This window comes from uncultured Bacteroides sp., assembly GCF_902491285.1.
In the GTDB taxonomy this organism is placed as follows: domain Bacteria; phylum Bacteroidota; class Bacteroidia; order Bacteroidales; family Bacteroidaceae; genus Bacteroides.
This window is the reverse complement of the sequence record NZ_CABUHK010000042.1, coordinates 1-21,636: the sequence shown is the minus strand read 5'-3', so window position 1 is coordinate 21,636 and position 21,636 is coordinate 1. Positions and strand designations below refer to the sequence as shown.

Here is a 21,636-nt window from a genome sequence, read left to right as displayed (position 1 = left end):
TTATACATTCTCTTTTTGAATAAATGCAGTAACTGTTTTCAAAATAATTTTTATATCCAGCCCAAAAGAGAATGTCTTTGCATAGGTGATATCCAGTTGCTTGCGTTCTTCGGCGGAAAGTTTTCCGGCTTCACCTCTTTTTTCCACTTGCCACAGGCCGGTTAACCCTGCCGGTCCCATAAAACGGTCGATATGCTCGTCGCTGGTCAGTAGTTCGGCTTCGTAGAGCGGGAGAGGGCGGTTGCCTACTATCGACATATCTCCTTTTAATATATTGATGAGCTGTGGTAGTTCATCAATACTATATTTGCGGATAAAACGTCCAATCTTCGTTATTCTCGGGTCATTCTCCAGTTTAACGAAAGCGTTGTTCTTTTCTTTGGATTTCTTGTGGATATAATCTTCTTCGGTGATAACGAAGTCATCAGATATCAGGAGAATTTCTTCTTCATCGGCATTTTCGTTGAGTGCTGTTTCCTGTTCTTCTTCTCCCCAAATGTCCTGTTCTTCTTCCTGATATTGGTTAAGGGCATTAAAGTCTTTCAGATGCTTGTCGGCATCGGTATACATCGAACGGAACTTGAGGAAATCGAATATCTGATAATTGCTTCCTACCCGTTTGGATTTGTAGATAATAGGCCCCTTGCTCTCTATCCGGATGGCTAATGCCGTGAGTATCAAAAGAGGAGAAAGGCATAGGATTGCCATTCCCGAAAAGAATATATCAAAAACTCTTTTCCATAGCGGCAACTTAAAAGCATTTATATTCTGTGCTTTGAGCTGAAGAGCCTTAATCTTCTGTTCTTTCCTGCGTTTGAGGAAGGTTGATAAGTCGGTCAGGGCTTCGTGAGTAGTCTCGTATTTGACGGTATTATTAATTCCTGCTTTGAGATACTCTGCTGCTTCCTCTTTGGATAAAGAGTCAATCACAAGTACCATATAAAGTCCCGGATATTTTTGGCGCATATAGCGTATATCAGCAATATCTTTAGACAGGCTTACCTGCTCAAAAAAAAGAGCAGTGTCATATTTTTCCCGTATCTTATCCAGCACTTTGATAGCTTTATTACAATTCGATATCGCATAGAATACCCCTATACTTAGTTTAGAGAACAGCTCGATTGTTTTACTATCTTTGCCTATATAAATAAAATATTGCATGTAGGAATTTTGGTGTTAGTCGATAATCTTTTTTATTCGGATTTTAAGTTCCAATGGATTGAATGGCTTCAAAATGTAGTCTTCAGCTCCTTCTTCCAATAATCTGATTCTTTCTGTCGTACTTTCTTCGCTGGATAGCATGACGATGGGAATTGACTTGAATAACTCGTTATTCTTCATGTACTTTAAAAATTCATCTCCCATCATAAGTGGCATACGGATATCCGAAATGATAAGATCGGGCATATTTCCTTCATTAAGCCACTCTATAGCTTTAATAGGATCTTCCAAATAGGTAAAATCATAATCTTTTCCTAAATAAACACCGGCCACTTTTCCGATTGTCGCCTTGTCGTCGACTAGTAAAATTTTTTTTTTCATATGAATAGACTTTTCTATTGCTTGCTTTGTTATTGATTTATAGATTAGCTTGTTGTCACTGATTTGTAACACTGTGCAAATATAGATATTATTTTAGAATAAACTCTTAATATAGGGAGCTAAAATTCGTGATATGTATAACTTTCTCTATAAAATGTAAATCAGCAAGAGTTTAATGATGTTAATCTGTTCATGACGATTATTCTTGGTAGCTTCGTAGCCGACAAGTCAATACTCAGTTTAATAGTATCTACCATTGTTATTCCAGTGATTGGCATGAATAGCATTGTTTTTTTTATCATATAGTTATATTGCTTGATTGTTTTAATCAAATCTCAGACAAAAATAGTTGCATATCTTATATATAAGATGTATTCAGGGCTGTTTTATGTAAGGAAAGCAAATATACTTCTGTTTTGGTTTTACTTTGGCTCTATCGGGTTTGATTGACACTCTTTCGGATGGGAAAAATCCTTAATCTTCTCTTTTACAGGATTATGTAAAAGAGAAGATTAAGGGACTTCAATGAATATATAATGGATATATATTATACACTCAAGGTTTGGTGATTTCCCCTATTAAGCAGGAGTTCATTTTGTTTCGGATATCCTGATTGGATAATCCGTGTCCTAATAGGAACATCAATTTGGTGATGGCACATTCGGGAGTGCTGTCATATCCGCTGATGACACCGGCTTCCAAAAGATGCATTCCCGTCTCGTAGCGTCCCATTTCCACAGCTCCCGAAGCACATTGGGTGATGTTGACGATGATAATCCCCCGTTCGGTGGCTTCCTTTAATTGGCGGATAAACCATTCCTTTTGTGGTGCGTTTCCTGAACCGAAGGTTTTCATGACTACTGCTTTCAATCCGGGAACATGCAGGAGAGAAGTTACGATACTCTCTTGAATACCGGGAAAGAGCGTCAGTATGACTACATTCGTATCGAACAGATAATGTGGTTTTAAAGGCTTGGTAAGGTCGGGCTTACGGATAAGATTGGGCTCGTATTTGATATGGATACCTACGCGTGCCAATGGAGGGTAATTGAAGGATCGGAATGCGTTGAAGTTTTCCGCATTGATTTTGGTGGTGCGGTTGCCGCGCATTAAGTGATTCTCGAAGAATATACATACTTCGGGAACGATGGCTGTGCCGTCCGGATTCTTTGCGGCAGCAATTTCAATGGCGGTAATCAGATTTTCTTTTCCATCTGTCCGCAAGGTACCGATAGGAAGTTGCGAGCCGGTGAGGATAACGGGTTTGCTTAGGTTTTCCAGCATAAAGCTTAAAGCGGAAGCGGTGTAAGCCATGGTGTCTGTCCCATGAAGGATGACGAAACCATCAAAATACTCGTAATTATAATTGATAATCTTTACCAGTTTTGCCCAATAAGCAGGCTCCATATCTGAAGAGTCGAGAGGGGGCTCGAATTGATAGGAAGAGATGCGGTAGTTGAATCTTTTCAGCTCAGGAACATGTTTGAGCAGATGGTCGAAATTAAAGTTCTCTAAAGCACCCGTTTCAGGATTTTCTATCATTCCGATAGTTCCACCTGTGTAAATTAACAAAACAGAGGGAGTATCTACTTTCATAATCGTTGAATTTCTGTTAAAACGCTGACAAAGATACCGATTAATTACAAATTATGAATAGTAAATTATGAATTTGTTTCTAGTTTGTGCGAAAATATAGTAAATATGAATATTTATACGGGAATATACGATGATTTAAAAGAAAAGGTTCCTGTATCTTTAAAAGTAAGTAGTCAAAGTCCATAGGACTGTGCGATAATAGCCGGTCTGATTACTTTAACTACTTACTGCTGGCTATCATTATTTTTTCAACGCTTCCTTCAATTTCAGGATAGCTTTCTCCGGGTCTTTTTCTTCTTCAAGCAAAGTGACAAATTTGCTGCCGATAATTGCTCCCGAAGCATGTTCGCAAGCTGCCTGGAAAGTCGCTTTGTTGGAGATGCCGAATCCTACCATCAACGGATTATTCAGATGCATGTCTTCTATCTTCTTGAAGTACGACCGTTTCTGTTCATTGAAATCCTGTTGCGCCCCGGTGGTTGCCGCGGATGAAACCATATAGATGAATCCGTCTGTATGCGCGTCAATTTCACGTACCCGTTCTTCGCTGGTTTCCGGTGTGATAAGCATGATGACTTTGATGTTGTAGCGTTCGGCGATGATACGGTACCGTTCCTGATAATCACGGAAAGGAAGATCGGGGATGATAACTCCGTCAATGCCACATTCCGTGCATTGACGGCAGAAGTTTTCAAATCCGAACTGCATGATTGGGTTCAGGTATCCCATAAGTACAAGCGGTATATTCACATCTTTGCGAATGTTGCGCAATTGTCCAAAAAGAAGTTTAAGGGACATGCCATTGCGTAATGCCTGGGTAGCGGCATTTTGAATGACAATGCCGTCTGCCATCGGGTCACTGAAAGGAATCCCGACTTCAATCATACTGACTCCGTGCTTTTCGAGCGTACGGATTACATCGGCAGTACCGTCCAGGGTAGGATCACCGGCACAGAAATAAATAGAAAGTATATCTTTCTTATTGCTATTGAAAAGTTGATTAATTCTATTCATGATTATTGGAATTTTAAAATTATGATTTTAGTTCATTCAGGAATGTCCGGATACGTTCAGGATCCTTCTTTCCCGGTTTTAACTCAAAACGGCTGTTGAGGTCGTATCCGGCAAGGCAGGGGTGCTTGAAGTCTTTCAGCGCATTGGCACTGTAAGGGTTGATGCCACCGCTTAGCAGAAAAGGCACATGCCCGTTATATGTATATAGGATACTCCAATCGAACTGGTTGCCCGAACCGCCGTATTGCTCGCATTTGGTATCGAACAGGAGCAGGTCGCACGCCTTCTCATATTCATTTACCTTTATCAGATCCTTGGGGCGGGCTACTGAAAAGGCTTTGATGATTTTCAATCCTGTGGCGTGCAGTGACCGGCAGTATTCCGGAGACTCATTTCCGTGCAGTTGCACACAGTCCAGTCCGAAGCGATCCGCAAACATGCTGACTACCTGTTTGTCCTCATTCACAAAAACTCCGACACGTTGGGTATGGATAGGGAGATAGGCCGGAAGCTCGTAGACATACCGGGGAGATTTGGGATAAAAGATAAATCCCAGCATGTCAATACCTTCAAGTGATTCTACGTCCCGTATGTTTTCAGCTTCACACATACCGCATACTTTGATAATTTTTCCGTTGATCATAGGGCTGTCCGTTTTGAATAATTAGTTTATTATATTGCCTGCAGGAAATTCTGTAAAGTTTCTCCCGGTTGTCCGGTTTTCATAAATGTTTCACCAATCAGGAATCCGCGGAATCCGGCTGCCCGGAGACGTTTTACAGTTTCGGGATCAGAAATACCGCTTTCGGATACCAACACTGCGTTCTGGGGAAGTTGTCCTGCCAGTCGGAAAGAGTTTTCCACATCAGTGAAGAAAGTTCCTAAATTACGGTTGTTGATTCCTACCATATCCACTTCCTTATTGATATAGCCCAATTCGTCAGAATTGTGAATCTCCAGCAGAACTTCCAATCCCAGAGAGTGAGCTTTCTCTGCAAGCTCATTGCATTTTTTCAGTTCCAGGGCAGCCGCAATAAGGAGCACGGCATCCGCGCCGACGATTTTTGCCTGGTAAAGCTGGTATTCGTCAATGATGAAATCCTTTCTGAGAATAGGAACCTCTACTAAAGGGCGTGCAGTACGAATGTCTTTCAGGCTCCCGCCGAAAAACTTCTCGTCGGTGAGGATAGAGAGGGCGGAAGCGCCTGCCTTCACATAAGACGGAATAATCTCTTCCGGGAGCGCTCCCTGCTTTATCCATCCCTTAGACGGCGAACGTCGTTTGAATTCTGCAATCACACCTGATTTTGAAGAAACCAGTGCTTGTTTCATGGAGCGGATAGCCGGAGCTTCGCTGATGCCTTCCTGCAACTGTTCGATGGAAATAGCCTGCTTTTGCAGATCGACCTCAAATCGTTTGTTGGCTATAATTTCGGATAATATATCTTTCATGTTTAACTGTTTAATTCAATGAATTTCTTCAAAGTAGCCAATGCCCGTCCACTTTCCAGCGATTCTTTGGCTATGGCAATGCACTCTTCAATCGTTTTCTCCGGACAAATTACGTGGATGGCAAAAGCGGAGTTGATAATCACTACATTCTTCTGAGCTTCGGTCGCTGTATTATTCATGATGTTATCGAAGATTTTAGCGGCATCTTCCGGTGTTTGCCCACCATCCAAATCGGTGTCTTTATAACGGGAGAACCCGAGGCTTTCAGGAGTATAAATTTTTTCGTTGCCGCTGGTTGCCACTTTAAATTCACTGGTCAGAGAGATTTCATCATATCCGTCCAGACTATGAACAACGGCAAATTTCGTTTTACTTTCCTGATAAGTATAGGTATAGAGACGCAGCAACGGGAGATTATAAACTCCCAGAAGCTGATACGCCGGCAATACCGGATTCACCAACGGGCCGAGCATATTGAAGAAAGTGCGCACTGCCAGCCCCTTACGCACCGGAGCGACCGCCTTCAAAGCCGGATTGAACAAAGGAGCATGTAGGTAAGCAATATAACACTGCTCCATGCTGCGACGCAGTTGGTCTATATCACTGGTAAACTTCACGCCATGCTGTTCCATCACATTGCTGGCACCACTGACTGACGTTGCCCCGTAATTACCATGCTTCACCACCGGAAATCCTGCCCCGGCAACCGTAAAACAGGAAGCCGTAGAAATGTTGAACGTATTTTTCCCGTCACCACCGGTTCCTACAATATCTATCGGAGCGAACTCACTCAAATCTACCGGGATGCGCATCTCAAGCAATGCGTCACGGAAACCGCATAATTCCTCAACGGAAATGTTACGCATCAGGAAGACAGTGATTAGTGATGCCACCTGTACATCATTGTATTTTCCTTGTGCGATGTTCTGCAAGATAGTACGCGCCTCATCGCGTCCCAAATATTGATGCTCGAAAAGTTTGTATAGAATCTGTTTCATAACTTTAATCGTTTAGGAAGTTTTTGATAATTTCTTTTCCTTGCGGAGTTAATACGGACTCGGGATGGAATTGGATGCCATGTACGTCATAAGTTTTATGGCGCAATGCCATGATTTGTCCTTCCTTGCTTTCTGCCGTTATTTCCAGGCAGTCTGGAAAACCGTCCCGGCTTACTACCCAGGAGTGGTATCGTCCGACAGGAATTTCCTTTCCCAATCCCTCAAAAAGTATATCCTGACTAAGGATACTGACAGGAGTCTGTATCCCGTGATATACTTCTTTCAGATTTTCCAGACGTGCTCCGAAAGCCTCGCCGATAGCCTGATGTCCCAGGCAAACGCCTAGAATACTTTTGGTAGAAGCATACCTCTTTATAATAGGTAACAGCAATCCCGCTTCTTCGGGTATACCCGGCCCGGGAGACAGGATGATTTTATCGAACCGTTCCACTTCATCAAGTTCTATCTGGTCATTGCGGACTACCTCTACATCCGTAGCTCCCAATTCTTTCACTGCGTGCAGTAAGTTGTAGGTGAAAGAGTCGTAGTTATCTAAAAGTAATATTTTCATTTCTTTATTTTCTTCGTAAAATTGTTGCTTAAATTATTTTCTTTGTTGCCCGCCTAATTCTTTAATTTTACAGCCAGATCAATTGCCTTTTTCAATGCTCCCAACTTATTGTTCACCTCTTGCAGTTCGTATTCGTCCTGGCTGTGTGCCACAATACCTCCACCAGCCTGAAGCCATAATTCATTGTTGCGGCTTACAAACGTGCGGATGGTGATAGCTTGATTCAGTTCGCCGTTTAGTCTGATAAAACCGACGCAACCGCCGTACGCTCCGCGGTTGTGAGGTTCGATTTCGCTGATTAGTTGCATGGCACGTACTTTCGGTGCACCGCTAAGTGTACCGGCCGGGAAAGTGTCGATAAATGTTTTTATTTTATCCGCCCCTTCATTCAGCACACCACTGACACGGCTTACCAAGTGGATGACATGACTGTAATATTGCGGTTCTTTGTAGAAAAGTACCCGTACATCATGGCAATTGCGTGAAAGATCATTTCTTGCGAGGTCTACCAGCATCACATGTTCGGCATTTTCTTTGGGATCGGCAAGCAACGCTTCAGTCTGTTCACGGTCTTGGACAACATTGCCGGTACGCCGGGTGGTGCCTGCAATCGGGTCGATATATGCACACCCATTTTCAATTTTACAGTGTGTCTCCGGTGAAGAGCCGAAGATACGGAAGCCGCCGAAGTCGAAATAGAAAAGATAAGGGGAAGGATTAATGCTGCGCAGTGCCCGATAAACTTTGAAATCGTCCCCGGCATAAGGTTGGATGAATCTTCTGGAGATTACGATTTGGAAAACATCGCCGCGCATACAATGCGCAATTCCTTTGCGGACATTTGCTTTGTGCTCTTCGTCCGTGATAGGGCTGGTGACGGGGCCTGTCACTGAGAAATTGTAAGAAGCATAATTTCTGTTTTCGATGGCGGCTTCCAGTTCCGGCAGACCGCTTTCTTCTCCTTCGGATGCCATTTCTACTAGTGTCAATTCATTCTTGAAGTGGTTGAAGACAATGACATACTTATATAATATGTATAGTAAATCTGCTGCGTCGTTCTCTTCATCATGACTTTCTTTCACCGGGATGTGCTCGAAATACTTTACTGCGTTGAAAGTGGTATATCCGTAAAGTCCACATACATTTTTATTTTCTCCGGTCACTTGGAACTGGCTGATAAAACGATTCATGGCTTTTTCTACAGTGAATGTTTTAGTTAACGGCTCTTCGGTACGGCTGCCGTCCGGATAATTGGCTGTTACGATGCCGTTGTTTACGCCGATGTTTGCCAGCGGGCAAAGAGCAATAAATGATAAAGAGTTCTCTCCGGCATGAAAATCGGAACTTTCCATTAATGCAGACTGCGGATACATATCGCGCACTTTCAGGTAGATGCTGACAGGAGTATGCATATCTCCGAGCACCTGTTTGCAATGGGTAGTATAATTAAATGTTTTCATTTTTATTAATCTTGAATTTTGATGGTCTGTCTATTAATCACTTGTCGCTAATCGTTAAACGCTAGGTAAGTCTCGATGTCTTTGTCACCTCGTCCCGAAACCGTCAGTACAACCACATCTTCCGGTTTAAACTTCAGTTTCTTTAAAGCGCCTAGTGCATGTGCCGATTCCAGTGCGGGGATGATTCCTTCCAGTTTCGTCAGTTCGTAAGCAGCTTCTATGGCTTCATCGTCATTAATGGCCAATACGTTGGCACGTCTTTGTGCGGCAAGGTTGGCATGAATCGGACCGATTCCCGGATAATCCAGTCCGGCAGAAATAGAGTAGGGCTCTTCAATCTGTCCGTCTTCGTTCTGAATGACGTATGTACGTGCTCCGTGGATGATTCCCATTTTTCCAAGTTGGATGGTAGCGGCGGTCATTCCTGTCTCTATACCTTTACCACCGGCTTCCGCCAGGATAATGCCTACCCGTTCGTCATTGATATAGTGGTAGATAGTTCCGGCAGCATTGCTTCCGCCGCCTACGCAGGCTATCAGATAATCGGGATAATCGCGTCCTTCTTTCTCCATGAGCTGTTTCTTGATTTCTTCGCTGATAACAGATTGCAGGCGTGCCACCATATCGGGATAAGGATGAGGGCCTACGGTGGAACCGATGATATAATAAGTATCGGCAGGATGACAGCACCAGTCACGGATCGCTTCGTTAGTGGCATCTTTCAGGGTCATGTTTCCCGAAGTAACAGGGATTACCGTAGCTCCCAGCATTTTCATTTTCTCTACGTTGACATGCTGGCGTTCTACATCCGTCTTTCCCATATAAACGATACATTCCATATCCATCAGTGCGCATACGGTAGCGGTTGCCACGCCATGTTGTCCGGCACCCGTTTCGGCAATGATACGTTTCTTTCCCATGCGGCGCGCCAGCAGGATTTGTCCGATGGTGTTGTTGATTTTGTGGGCACCCGTATGGTTCAAGTCTTCCCGTTTCAGATACAATTTGCAACCGTACTTTTCTGAAAGGCGCTTTGCCGGATAGAGTGGGGAAGGGCGTCCTACGTAGTCACGTAGCAATTGGTCGAACTCTTTCTTGAAGTCTTCACTTTCAATTACTTCGAGGTACTTATTCTTTAGTTCCTCTACACATTTGTGGAGAATCTCCGGCACGTAAGCTCCACCGAATTCTCCGTAATAGCCATCCTGGTCAACTAGAAAACTTTTCATAATCCTATCTTTTTTATGTTATTATTTGATTCTTGTTCAAAAACGGGTAAATAAAAAGAGCCCTGTCGCAAGCTGCGACAGGGCTCTTTCAAATCTGTTATATCTTTAATGAGGTATATACATACGAGCACTGCTCCCTTACGACTGTCGGAGTTGTAACGGGCGCCACCACCAATATGTATTTACTAATATAGTTCTCATTGTCTTTTGTTATTTTATGGGGGCAAATATAGACACTTTGTTTGAAACTGCAAACAAAATATTACTTTTTTTCTTTTTTGCCTTCATTTTTCTGATTATAGAACAATTTCGGAGCTGAACTGTTCTTATAAATATTGAATTTTTAAACAAAAACAAGTATGAAACAGAGAAAAGTCTTAGTAGGCATCGCTATTGCCATTTTCATTATATTATTGCTTTATTGGTTATTGGTGGCAGAAGATATGCAACCTTGGCTGTCGGCTATGGTTCCTTCCATTGCGCAACAATTTGTTGCCTGATTCTGAAAGGTTTCGGATAATTTGAGTATCTTTGTATGGATAGTGAATTATAACCGAAATAATAACAAGAGACAAGATATGGAAAATTTTATCTTTCAAAATCCCGTGAAACTGATATTGGGTCACGGGATGATTGCCCGGCTGGCTAAAGAGATTCCGTCCGACAAACGTATTATGATTACTTTTGGCGGTGGAAGCGTGAAGAAAAACGGTGTGTATGATCAAGTAAAGGAAGCGCTGAAGAATCATTTTACCATAGAGTTTTGGGGGATTGAGCCCAATCCTGCTATCGAAACTCTCCGTAAGGCGATTGCTTTGGGTAAAGAAGAGAAAGTAGATTATTTATTGGCCGTTGGCGGCGGTTCTGTGATTGACGGTACAAAACTGATTTCCGCAGGTATCCTGTACGACGGTGATGCCTGGGAGTTGGTACTTGCCGGACGTCCTGTCACCCATACAGTGCCGCTTGCTACTGTATTGACTCTTCCCGCTACCGGTTCGGAAATGAATAACGGGGCGGTAATTTCCCGTCGTGAGACAAAAGAGAAATATCCTTTCTATGCCAATTACCCGATATTCTCTATTCTCGATCCGGAAGTAACCTTTACGTTACCGCTTCATCAGGTGGCATGCGGACTGGCGGATACTTTTGTACATGTGATGGAGCAATATATGACTACTCCGGGGCAGAGCCGCGTCATGGATCGCTGGGCAGAAGGTATTCTGCAAACATTAGTAGAAATTGCACCGAAAATCCGTGAGAACCAGCACGATTATCAACTGATGGCTGACTTCATGCTTTCGGCCACCATGGCGCTGAATGGCTTTATTGCCATGGGGGTATCTGAGGATTGGGCCACTCATATGATTGGTCACGAGATTACTGCATTGCACGGACTGACTCATGGCCATACTTTGGCAATCGTTCTTCCTGCTACTCTGCAAGTGCTTCGTGAAGAGAAAAGTGATAAGCTGCTACAATACGGTGAAAGAGTATGGGGAATCACTTCCGGTACGAGAGAAGAACGGATTGATAAAGCAATCTGCAATACAGAAGAATTCTTCCACTCACTGGGACTGACTACCCGTCTGCATGAAGAAAACATAGGGCAGGAGACTATCCTGGAAATCGAACGCCGTTTCAATGAGCGTGGTGTTGAGTATGGGGAGAACGGAACTGTGACAGGAACTGTTGCACGTAAGATATTAGAAACTGCACTTTGATTCTTTTTTATTTTTTGTGTTACCTTGCAAATGGTCTTATATTCATAGATGTTTATAAGCAGGGTTCACTTTCATTATAGCTAATCAGAATATACTATAAGCAAATTCCCCGTTAGCTATTAACTGTTGAATTGTCAGATGTTAATGTTTGATATGTAGGGTATTAATAGTTGAGGTACAGGGTATATATACCCTGCGTATTGGGGATATATACTCAATGTCTTAGCCATATATATCCAACATGCTGTATATATATGGCTGTCATAGCCATTACGAGTGAAAGGGGGAAGGATGGTGAAAGCCAATAAATCTGGCTTTTATTCATAATAACTGTTTCATTTTAAGTTGATTGAAGTGTGGTGAAGATAGTGAGTGCCCGGTAATCAACTTAATGTAGCTTATTAGTAAGTCACTTATGGTGTTGTTTGTTTCTTGTTTGGTGTTAGGAACTGAAAACATATCTAATTTGTTTTTATCAAGTGGGAATATTTTCTATTTTGTCTGCCTGAATTGGTCTTTGATAAAGTCAGAATAAAATAATCATTTAATTACACTTATGTTAATAACCATTATTATTCTCGTTCTTTCGGCTATCTTTTTCGTGAACGGTAAGATTCGTTCGGATATTGTGGCGCTCTGTGCGTTGGTGGCCTTACTCATTTTTCAGATATTAACCCCCGATGAAGCTCTTTCCGGTTTTTCCAATTCGGTAGTCATTATGATGATTGGATTGTTTGTGGTAGGCGGGGCTATTTTCCAGACAGGGCTGGCAAAAATGATAAGTTCCCGTATCCTTAAACTTGCGGGAACGAGTGAAACACGCCTGTTCCTATTGGTCATGCTGGTGACTTCTGCCATTGGTGCGTTTGTCAGCAATACCGGAACGGTGGCGCTGATGCTTCCTATTGTGGTCAGCCTGGCGATGAGTGCCGGAATGAATCCGAGCAGGTTGCTGATGCCGTTGGCTTTCGCAAGCAGTATGGGTGGTATGATGACTTTAATCGGTACTCCACCGAACCTTGTGATACAAAACACACTGACTTCAGCCGGGCTCGAACCGCTTTCTTTCTTCTCGTTCCTGCCGGTAGGTCTTGTTTGTGTAGCTGTCGGTACACTGGTGTTGATGCCGCTTAGTAAATGGTTTCTTTCCAAGAAAGGAAAGAAGGATGACAATTCCCGTTCGGGTAAATCACTGAAGCAATTGGTCAATGAATACGGACTTTCAAGTAATTTATTCCGTTTGCAGGTGATAGGGGAGTCACATCTTTTGGGTAAGACGATTATTGATTTGGATATCCGCCGCAAATATGGGCTTAATATTATAGAAGTCCGTCGTGGGGATGCGTCACAGCATCGTTTTCTGAAAACTATCACGCAGAAGTTTGCGGCACCGGACACTGTGTTGCAGGCAGAAGATATTCTATATATAACGGGCGACTTTGAAAAGATTCAATTGTTTGCAGAGGATTATCTATTGGAAATATTGGACGACCATGCAACTGAGGAAACAAAAAGCTCAACAAATTCTCTTGATTTCTATGACATAGGGATTGCGGAAATAGTATTAATGCCGGCATCCAATTTGATAAACCAAACCATCAAAGAAGCCGGATTCCGTGATTTATTTAATGTCAATGTATTGGGGATTCGTCGTAAAAAAGAATATTTATTGCAGGATTTGGGTAATGAACGGATTCATAGCGGTGATGTTCTTTTAGTGCAGGGTACGTGGAACAACATAGCGCGTCTCAGCAAGGAAGATTCCGATTGGGTCGTTTTAGGACAGCCTTTGGCAGAGGCGGCTAAAGTTACTTTGGATTATAAGGCTCCGGTAGCTGCCGCTATCATGGTGTTGATGGTGGCAATGATGGTATTCGACTTTATTCCGGTTGCTCCGGTTACTGCCGTAATGATAGCGGGCATATTGATGGTCTTGACCGGATGTTTCCGGAATGTGGAAGCTGCCTATAAAACGATTAATTGGGAAAGTATCGTATTGATTGCCGCCATGCTTCCCATGTCTTTGGCTTTGGAGAAAACAGGGGCTTCGGAGTATATATCAAACACTTTGGTCAATGGTTTGGGGACTTATGGGCCTTTGGCATTAATGGCAGGTATTTATTTCACGACATCGTTGATGACTATGTTTATCAGTAATACGGCTACGGCAGTATTGCTTGCGCCGATTGCTTTGCAGAGTGCCATACAAATCGGAGTCTGCCCGGTTCCATTCCTGTTTGCCGTGACGGTGGGGGCAAGCATGTGTTTTGCTTCTCCATTCTCTACACCGCCTAATGCATTGGTAATGCCTGCCGGACAATATACTTTTATGGATTATGTAAAGGTTGGATTACCATTGCAGATTGTTATGGGGATTGTGATGATATTTGTTTTACCTTTAATCTTCCCCTTTTGATTAAAGAAGAAAATATGAAGGCTGTATTGAATTGAAGTGCCCCCTAAAAGTTTTTGTCTAACTTTTAGGGGGCACTTCAGAAAAATATGGTCTTTTTTTATTTTATGTCTACAAATACAATTATCTTTGCTGGCAGATTATCAGCATATTAGGGGTGATCGATTTTTCGCATAAATAAAACGAACTAAAGCATTTAGAGATTATGAAACAAAACATTGCAAAAGCGTTGACCTTTTCGTTATTGGCAACCTCTGCCACTTTTATCAGTTGCGTGGATAATGAGAAAAACCTGTTTAACGCAGACCAACTGAGACAGATTTACGAAGAAACTTTTCCGGTAAAGAATATCGATCCTGACGGAGATTGGACTATGGCCCGCAGTGTGACTGCGCACGTTGCGGTGGACGGTGATTTGGGAGAGGATTATCCGATACGGATATTTGATGCGAATCCGTTAAATCCGGAAAGCAATGCCAAACTGTTGGCGGAAGGTACTGTGAATCAAAACGCCTCTTTAGATGTCGTGATGGACTGTGCGACCGCACTCGATAAAGTATTTGTTGCACGTGTGGATAAGGAAGGACATTATCTTGTGCAGCCGGTAACGATTCAAAATGGGGAGGTAAGAGCTTATTTCGGAGATAAAGATATATCTGCACGTTCTACGTCACGGGGTGTGACAATGGGAGGAATACCTACCATGGAAGCTCCTTATACAGCAGAGTTTATTGCTGGTAAAATGACAGAAGCTACTGTTATACAACCAGGATGGGATCTTGGTGCAGACGCTGGATGGGGTGGTAACTATGACCAATTTCCTGTTTTCGGCCAAAGTGAGCGTTGGTTTAAGATTGGGGAAGGAAATACTTTTAAAGCAGGATTTAAGAATAGCGGAACTAGTGGGGGAGCTCAGACAGTGAAAGTAATTATTCCCAATAATAGCACGTGGGTTATTAACAATTCGGTTCAGTTTGATAATATCACAGAGGTTATAGTAGAAGATGGAGGAAAAATAGAAATAGATGATGATGCAAGTTTAATATTAACTGCCGCTTCATATATGACTGTGTTGAAAGGTGGAAGTATCAAAGGTGATGGAGATATCCGAATAACAAATGGTTCTGCTGGATGCAAGAACTACAATGCGGGAAATATTAATTGTTCGGTTTTAGATTTTAATGGGGGTGTAGGTGAATTCTATAATTATGGAGAACTTGAATTGGATAAGTATATGGCTTCTACCAATGGCATGATGTTGGTGAATCATGGTTTTATTGGGGCTGAAGACATAGAGGGGAACAATAATACGTCTATCAAAAATGGCTGTCATATCAAAGTCGAAAATAAATTCCAGTTTGGTGAACTGCTGATGGGGCATACTTCTGAGGCTATTTGCGGAGAACTAAGCAGAAATGGGAGTAATGGCAAGATTGAGATGGAAGCACAGTCTATGTTGGTTTGCGAGAAGGCTGATTTATGCAAATATATTTTGGGCCCTACTGTTGGAAAGGCTTTATTGAAGATTGATGAAATAGTAGGTAATGTTTCAGAATTGCCATATTCCGATTTTAAAATAACGAATAATATTATTTGCGAAATAAAAGACCAGACATCTCACGGTACGGCACAATGGGAATGGTCTGCTTTTGATTGGCTGGTGTATAAGGGATTGCAAAACTCCGCTACCTATTGCAATCCGGGAAAAGCTGATTTTCTGCTTCCTGCTGATGAGGATAAAAATGGATGTATAAGAGAAGGTTATGATTCTGATGATAACCCCGACGATGTAGAGATTAGAAATGCCGTTTATTCTTATGCTTTCGAAGATAATTATCCGAAAGCAGGCGACTATGATTTCAATGATATTGTATTGAATGTGACTTTGCCCACTGCCGGTAATGAAGTGAAAGAATTAAAATATACAGTTGACCTTCGGGCAGTTGGTGCCGTGAAGCAATTGGGTGCCGGATTAAGAATACTGGGAATAAATAAGAGTAATGTGGAAGCGGTGGACTTTGGTGCGGGCGCAACTCAACGAGCCGGTTCCTTGTCTGCTTCCCGTATATTTGAAAATGCGTCATATGAGACGAATAGCAGTGAACTTGTCATACCTTTGTTTGGGGATGCACATTATGTATATGGGTATACAGGCACACAACGTCCTATGCTGAATACTGGAAATGCAAGTACATCTCTTACAGATGTATATACTCTTGAGATGACGGTTAAACTTAAAAATGCCGTATCCATTCCGAGTGTGACAAATAATTTAGACTTCTTCATAGCCTATCAGGGGACTGGCGAAAAAAGGACGGAAGTTCATTTGAACCAATTTAACTCGGCAACAGCGAACGGTCAGTTGGCAGATAGTAATGTACTTGAGGTTATCAAGGCTGTCAATAATACATGGGCTCTTTGTGTCCCTGATAAATTTGCTTATCCGAAAGAAAGAACTGTGATAACAGAGGCGTATGGTAAGTTTGCGGATTGGGCACATGATCAGAGTACTAATACAGATTGGTATGTTACGTCTTCGAACAGCGACAAGGTGATAAACTACTAAATTTTTCCTCTTTTATTTTTCCGCTTTCATCTTTATGGAGCAAACGGACAGCAAGGTAAATATCGTCATCAGTCTGGTCGTCCAATTGTGAGATGCGATAGCTATAGTGAATTTGTTACGAACTTATTACAATGTTTATTTGTTATTTTTATATATCAGTAGAAACACTTATATTCGCAAAAGTATTGAAACAGACTAGGTGAAAAAAATATAGAATTTATGAAAACAATTAATTATTCCCTTATTCGTATTCTCTTTGCACTCGTGATAGGTTTGGTCCTGGTGATTTGGCCGAATGCGGCTGCCAGTTATATTGTTATTACAGTGGGAGTCGCTTTTTTGATTCCCGGTGTTATTAGTCTTTTTGGTTATTTCGGACGGAAAAGGGTGGAAGATGAAGTCGTTCCACGTTTCCCGATTGAAGGAATCGGTAGCTTGTTATTCGGACTTTGGTTGATTGTGATGCCTGAGTTTTTTGCGGATGTCCTGATGTTCTTATTAGGGTTTATTCTGATTATGGGTGGTGTGCAACAGATTGCTTCTCTGTCTGCGGCTCGTCGCTGGATGCCTGTTCCCGGAGCATTTTATCTGATTCCTGTTTTGATTCTTCTTGCAGGTATCGTTGCTTTGTTTAATCCGACAGGTGTGCGCAATACTGCATTTATCATTATCGGTATCAGTAGTTTGGTTTATTCGCTTTCCGAATTGATAAACTGGTTTAAGTTTGCACGCCGTCGTCCGAAGACTCCGGTTATACACAATGATGATGATATTGAGGATGCGAAGATTGTAGAATAAAAGAAGAGGACTGCCTCACGGCACCCCTCCACTGCAAACTTAAAACAACCAACAAAAGAAATAGATAATCTCTATTCCATGCCCGATGAAAAAATCTTCATCGGGCATTTTTCTTTTTCTATCTTACGAATAATAGTTCCCTGTATTTCGGAAGCGTCCACATTTGGTTGTCGACAATGAGTTCCAGCTTGTCGATGTGGTAACGGATTTCTTCCAGTGCCGGAGTGATGGTGTCATGGTAGGCAATGGCTTTTTCTCGTTCGCTTTTAATCTTGTTTGCCACTTTACGGGCTTCCACCATTGCGTCTACATGCTCTTTGATGAAAGCGGTACGGTCGGCAATCTCTTCGATAAGTTCCAGGTTCTTGGCGGATAACCTGGCTGCCTTTTCTGCCGGGAACAGGGATTGCATCTTATAGACGTTATTAATCAAATCCGTTTGATACTGGGTTGCTACCGGGATGATATGGTTCATTGCCAAGTCACCCAGTACACGGGCTTCAATCTGGATTTTCTTCGTGTACGTTTCCCATTTCACTTCGTTGCGGGCTTCCAGTTCTTTTTTTGTCATTACGCCGGTAGCTTCGAACATGGCAATCGTTTCCGGTTTCAGGTAGTTGTCGAAGATGACAGGAACGCTTGTTTCACAATCCAGACCGCGGCGGGCTGCTTCTTTTTTCCATTCATCGCTGTAACCGTTGCCGTCAAAGTGAATGGCTTTACACTCTTTGATGTATCCGCGGATAATCTCGAGGATGGCAGAGATTTTCGGTTCTCCTTTTTCAATCAAGGCATCTACGTCTTTCTTGAATTTCGTTAACTGGTGGGCTACGGCTGCATTCAATGCAATCATGGCGGAAGCACAGTTTGCTTCGGAACCTACGGCACGGAACTCGAAACGGTTGCCGGTGAAGGCGAAAGGAGAGGTGCGGTTCCGGTCGGTATTGTCAATCAGCAATTCGGGAATCTGCGGAATATCCAGTTTCATGCCCTGTTTGCCGCTGAGGCTGATTAAGTCATCCTTTGTACTGTTTTCTATATGATCCAATACTTGCGACAACTGCTTACCCAGGAAAGACGAAATAATTGCCGGCGGTGCTTCATTCGCTCCTAAACGGTGGGCGTTGGTGGCACTGGAGATAGATGCTTTCAGTAACCCGTTATGATGATAAACTGCCATTAGCGTATTTACTACGAATGTAACGAACCGCAAGTTGTCTTCAGGAGTCTTGCCCGGACCCATCAATAGGATGCCCGTGTCGGTTCCCAATGACCAGTTATTGTGTTTGCCGGAACCGTTGACGCCTTTGAACGGCTTTTCATGAAGCAATACGCGGAAGCCATGGCGACGGCTTACTTTACGCATCAATGACATGATTAGCAAGTTGTGGTCGTTTGCCAGGTTACATTCTTCAAAGATGGGAGCTAACTCAAACTGGTTGGGTGCAACCTCGTTGTGACGGGTCTTTACGGGGATGCCCAGTTTTAGAGCTTCAATTTCAAGGTCTTTCATAAATGCGGCAACACGGGTAGGGATAGCACCGAAATAATGGTCTTCCAACTGTTGGTTTTTGGCGCTGTCGTGTCCCATTAATGTACGGCCTGTCATTAACAAATCCGGGCGTGCGGCATATAAACCTTCGTCCACTAAGAAATATTCCTGTTCCCAACCCAAATAGGCAACTACTTTCTTCACTTCCGGGTTGAAGTAGTGACAAACGTCTACTGCTGCTTTATCTACGGCACGGAGTGCTTTCAATAACGGCGCTTTGTAGTCGAGGGCTTCGCCGGTATATGCGATAAATACGGTCGGGATACAAAGAGTGTCGTCTACGATAAATGCAGGAGATGAAGGGTCCCAGGCACTGTATCCACGGGCTTCGAATGTATTCCGGATACCACCGTTCGGGAAAGAGGAAGCATCAGGTTCCTGCTGTACAAGCAGCTTGCCCGTAAATTCTTCCATCATGCCGCCTTTGCCGTCATGTTCTACGAAAGCATCGTGTTTTTCTGCCGTACCTTCGGTCAGCGGCGCAAACCAGTGTGTATAATGGGTGACTCCCATCTCGATAGCCCATTTCTTCATGCCGGCAGCTACCTCGTCGGCAATGCTGCGGTCTAGCGGAGCACCATTGTCAATAGCGTCAATCAGTGCATTATATACCTTGCTGGGAAGGTATTTAAACATCTTCTCCTTGTTGAATACGTACTTGGCGAAATACTCCGACGGGCGTTCGACAGGGGTTGCTACCTCAACCGCTTTCTTCTTGAAAGCTGTTTCTACTACTCTGAATCTTAGTTTTGACATAATACCTAATTTGATTTGTTGTTAAATATGTTAGAGCAAATAATCTTTCTCTGTATAGTTCCCGGGAAGGCGGTCAAACCCGCCCGGGATAGAAATCTGTTTTTAAATCTATATAGTCTGTTTTATTAGTTTATAAGCAGACATTTTTAGTTGTAAGCGGATTCTCCGTGTTCGTAAATATCAAGTCCTTCTTCCTCGACACGTGCCGGAACGCGCAGACCGTGAATTTTATCAAGAGCCTTGAAGATGATGAATCCCATACCTGCTGCCCAGATTCCGACTACAAGTGCTCCGAAGATTTGTGCTCCGAGGAATCCGAAACCGTATCCATAGAACAGACCTTCGCTGGTGGAAAACAAACCTGTAAGAATCGTTCCTAAGAAACCGCAAACACCATGTACGGAAGAAGCGCCTACCGGGTCGTCGATTTTCAGGACTTTATCAATAAAGTCAACTGAGAATATCATCACAACGCCACAGATAGCACCAATCAACGCGGCTCCTGCGGGAGATACGGCATCGCATCCTGCGGTAATACCTACCAAGCCTGCCAGTACACCATTCAGTGTCAATGACAAAGAGGGTTTTCCATACTTCATCCAACTGATTACCAGAGCGAAGAAACCACCGGCACAGGCCGCAAGATTGGTTGTCAGGAATACATGTGAGATTGCGTTTGCATCTGCTTCGGTACTTGCTGCCAACTGGGAACCGGGATTGAATCCGAACCATCCGAACCAAAGGATAAATACACCCAGGGCGGCAACTGTTAGGTTGTGTCCCGGAATAGCTCTTGATTTACCGTCTTTACCGTATTTGCCGATACGCGGGCCAAGAATGGCGGCACCTACCAAGGCAAGCCATCCACCTACCGAGTGAACAACAGTGGAACCTGCAAAATCATGGAAGGTCGTTCCGAAAAGGTTCATCATAAAAGAACCTGCTTCACCGTTCATCAGCCAACCGCCGCCCCAAGTCCAATGACCGGAAATCGGGTAAATCAGCACACTGATAAAGATTGTATAAACCAGATACATGGAGAATTTCGTACGTTCCGCCATTGCTCCTGATACAATGGTAGCGGCAGTGGCGCAGAATACGGTTTGGAAAACAAGGAATCCTTCTTTGGGCAGCCCGTTATCCATGAAAGACAGGTCGAAGAAGTGGGGCATTCCGATGAATCCGCCTGCGCCGAACATAAGTCCGAAACCGATAAACCAGTAAAGTAGAGAGCCGAACATAAAATCTACAAAGTTCTTCATCAGAATATTGGCGGTATTCTTTACTCTTGTGAAACCTGCTTCTACCAGGGCAAATCCCGGTTGCATGAAGAACACGAGCATAGCTGCAAGTAACATCCAAACCGTATTTAATCCTAAAGCCAGTTCGCCGATAGTATCCGGAGCTTCTCCCGTAGGTTCGGCAGGGAGTGTTGAAACTTCAGTAATTGTCTCTGTAATTGCTGCAACAGTATCGGCAGCGGCTGTGTCTTGTGCTGACAAATCCATAGTAAAACAGCACAAAATGAACATAGTAGTGGCTATCCACAGCTTCGTAAAGCTGTGTTTCTTATATTTTATATCCATAATAATTTATATATTTAATGTTCTTGTTCGGCGTTGTAGAGGGCTATGTCGCCGCGTTCGGCAGTGCGGATGCGGATGGCATCCTCGATGGGGATGACGAAGATACGTCCGTCGCCTATTTCTCCGGTTTGCGCGGCCTTGATGATGGCTTGCACCGTTTTCTCGGCATTCTTGTCGCGTACGACAATAGAGATAAGTATTCGTTCGATGGTACTGGTGTCATAGACTACACCGCGGTAGATGCGTCCTTGGCGTGCTTTCCCAATACCTCTTACATCATAATAAGAGAACCATTCGATGTCCGCTTCGAGAAGAGCATCTTTCACGTCCTCGAATTTGGTTTTACGGATAATAGCTTCAATCTTTTTCATATACCTTA

The 21,636-nt window shown here is 43.2% G+C and carries 18 protein-coding genes; 5 read left to right on the top strand and 13 right to left on the bottom strand.

Annotated elements, in window-relative coordinates; genetic code table 11:
- From RDN93_RS12215 to trpB, 10 genes are all read right to left on the bottom strand, one after another.
- The gene (locus tag RDN93_RS12215) at nt 1-1,161 is read right to left on the bottom strand and encodes a sugar transferase (protein WP_308745795.1); all 1,161 of its coding nucleotides are present in this window, start codon (nt 1,159-1,161) and stop codon (nt 1-3) included.
- A gap of 15 nt (nt 1,162-1,176) precedes the next feature.
- Complete coding sequence (locus RDN93_RS12210) at nt 1,177-1,542, bottom strand: PleD family two-component system response regulator (protein WP_022137887.1); 366 nt, start codon at nt 1,540-1,542, stop codon at nt 1,177-1,179.
- A gap of 555 nt (nt 1,543-2,097) precedes the next feature.
- Nucleotides 2,098-3,138 (bottom strand): asparaginase, encoded by a 1,041-nt coding sequence (locus RDN93_RS12205; protein ID WP_308745794.1) that lies wholly within the window; start codon nt 3,136-3,138, stop codon nt 2,098-2,100.
- A 240-nt stretch (nt 3,139-3,378) separates the two neighbouring features.
- A complete protein-coding gene (gene trpA / locus RDN93_RS12200) occupies nt 3,379-4,152 on the bottom strand; it encodes a tryptophan synthase subunit alpha (RefSeq protein WP_308745793.1) in 774 nt (257 codons plus the stop codon).
- A 19-nt stretch (nt 4,153-4,171) separates the two neighbouring features.
- Complete coding sequence (locus tag RDN93_RS12195; RefSeq protein ID WP_308745792.1) at nt 4,172-4,795, bottom strand: phosphoribosylanthranilate isomerase; 624 nt, start codon at nt 4,793-4,795, stop codon at nt 4,172-4,174.
- Nucleotides 4,796-4,824: 29 nt separating this feature from the next.
- Nucleotides 4,825-5,604, bottom strand: coding sequence for an indole-3-glycerol phosphate synthase TrpC (gene trpC / locus RDN93_RS12190; RefSeq protein WP_308745791.1), 780 nt, complete (start codon nt 5,602-5,604; stop codon nt 4,825-4,827).
- Nucleotides 5,605-5,606: 2 nt separating this feature from the next.
- The gene (trpD, locus tag RDN93_RS12185) at nt 5,607-6,602 is read right to left on the bottom strand and encodes an anthranilate phosphoribosyltransferase (protein ID WP_308745790.1); all 996 of its coding nucleotides are present in this window, start codon (nt 6,600-6,602) and stop codon (nt 5,607-5,609) included.
- 4 nt (nt 6,603-6,606) lie between these two features.
- Entirely contained in the window at nt 6,607-7,173 is a 567-nt protein-coding gene (locus RDN93_RS12180; protein WP_308745789.1) for an aminodeoxychorismate/anthranilate synthase component II, read from the bottom strand.
- A 53-nt stretch (nt 7,174-7,226) separates the two neighbouring features.
- On the bottom strand, nt 7,227-8,633 hold the full coding sequence (locus RDN93_RS12175; RefSeq protein WP_308745788.1) for an anthranilate synthase component I family protein: 1,407 nt from the start codon (nt 8,631-8,633) through the stop codon (nt 7,227-7,229).
- 47 nt (nt 8,634-8,680) lie between these two features.
- Nucleotides 8,681-9,862 (bottom strand): tryptophan synthase subunit beta, encoded by a 1,182-nt coding sequence (gene trpB / locus RDN93_RS12170; protein WP_308745787.1) that lies wholly within the window; start codon nt 9,860-9,862, stop codon nt 8,681-8,683.
- 359 nt (nt 9,863-10,221) lie between these two features.
- Between trpB and RDN93_RS12165 the strand changes: the two genes are divergently transcribed.
- The 5 genes from RDN93_RS12165 (at nt 10,222) to RDN93_RS12145 (ending at nt 17,363) form a co-directional block, all read left to right on the top strand.
- A complete protein-coding gene (locus RDN93_RS12165; RefSeq protein ID WP_308745786.1) occupies nt 10,222-10,362 on the top strand; it encodes a hypothetical protein in 141 nt (46 codons plus the stop codon).
- A 78-nt stretch (nt 10,363-10,440) separates the two neighbouring features.
- Nucleotides 10,441-11,586, top strand: coding sequence for an iron-containing alcohol dehydrogenase (locus tag RDN93_RS12160; RefSeq protein ID WP_308745785.1), 1,146 nt, complete (start codon nt 10,441-10,443; stop codon nt 11,584-11,586).
- 556 nt (nt 11,587-12,142) lie between these two features.
- Nucleotides 12,143-14,002 carry an SLC13 family permease gene (locus RDN93_RS12155; protein ID WP_308745784.1) on the top strand — a complete coding sequence of 620 codons (1,860 nt, stop codon included), beginning with the start codon at nt 12,143-12,145 and terminating at the stop codon, nt 14,000-14,002.
- Nucleotides 14,003-14,204: 202 nt separating this feature from the next.
- On the top strand, nt 14,205-16,565 hold the full coding sequence (locus RDN93_RS12150; RefSeq protein ID WP_308745783.1) for an LruC domain-containing protein: 2,361 nt from the start codon (nt 14,205-14,207) through the stop codon (nt 16,563-16,565).
- Nucleotides 16,566-16,784: 219 nt separating this feature from the next.
- The gene (locus tag RDN93_RS12145; protein WP_308745782.1) at nt 16,785-17,363 is read left to right on the top strand and encodes a DUF308 domain-containing protein; all 579 of its coding nucleotides are present in this window, start codon (nt 16,785-16,787) and stop codon (nt 17,361-17,363) included.
- Between the two features lie 118 nt (nt 17,364-17,481).
- On the opposite strand, the gene RDN93_RS12140 is transcribed toward RDN93_RS12145, so the two are convergent.
- The 3 genes from RDN93_RS12140 to RDN93_RS12130 all read right to left on the bottom strand — a co-directional run bounded on the left by RDN93_RS12140 (nt 17,482) and on the right by RDN93_RS12130 (nt 21,628).
- Entirely contained in the window at nt 17,482-19,671 is a 2,190-nt protein-coding gene (locus RDN93_RS12140; RefSeq protein ID WP_308745781.1) for a glutamine synthetase III, read from the bottom strand.
- A 146-nt stretch (nt 19,672-19,817) separates the two neighbouring features.
- Entirely contained in the window at nt 19,818-21,257 is a 1,440-nt protein-coding gene (locus RDN93_RS12135) for an ammonium transporter (protein ID WP_308745780.1), read from the bottom strand.
- Between the two features lie 14 nt (nt 21,258-21,271).
- Nucleotides 21,272-21,628, bottom strand: a complete 357-nt coding sequence (locus RDN93_RS12130) for a P-II family nitrogen regulator (protein WP_308745811.1) — start codon at nt 21,626-21,628, stop codon at nt 21,272-21,274.
- Between the last annotated feature and the right edge of the window lie 8 nt (nt 21,629-21,636).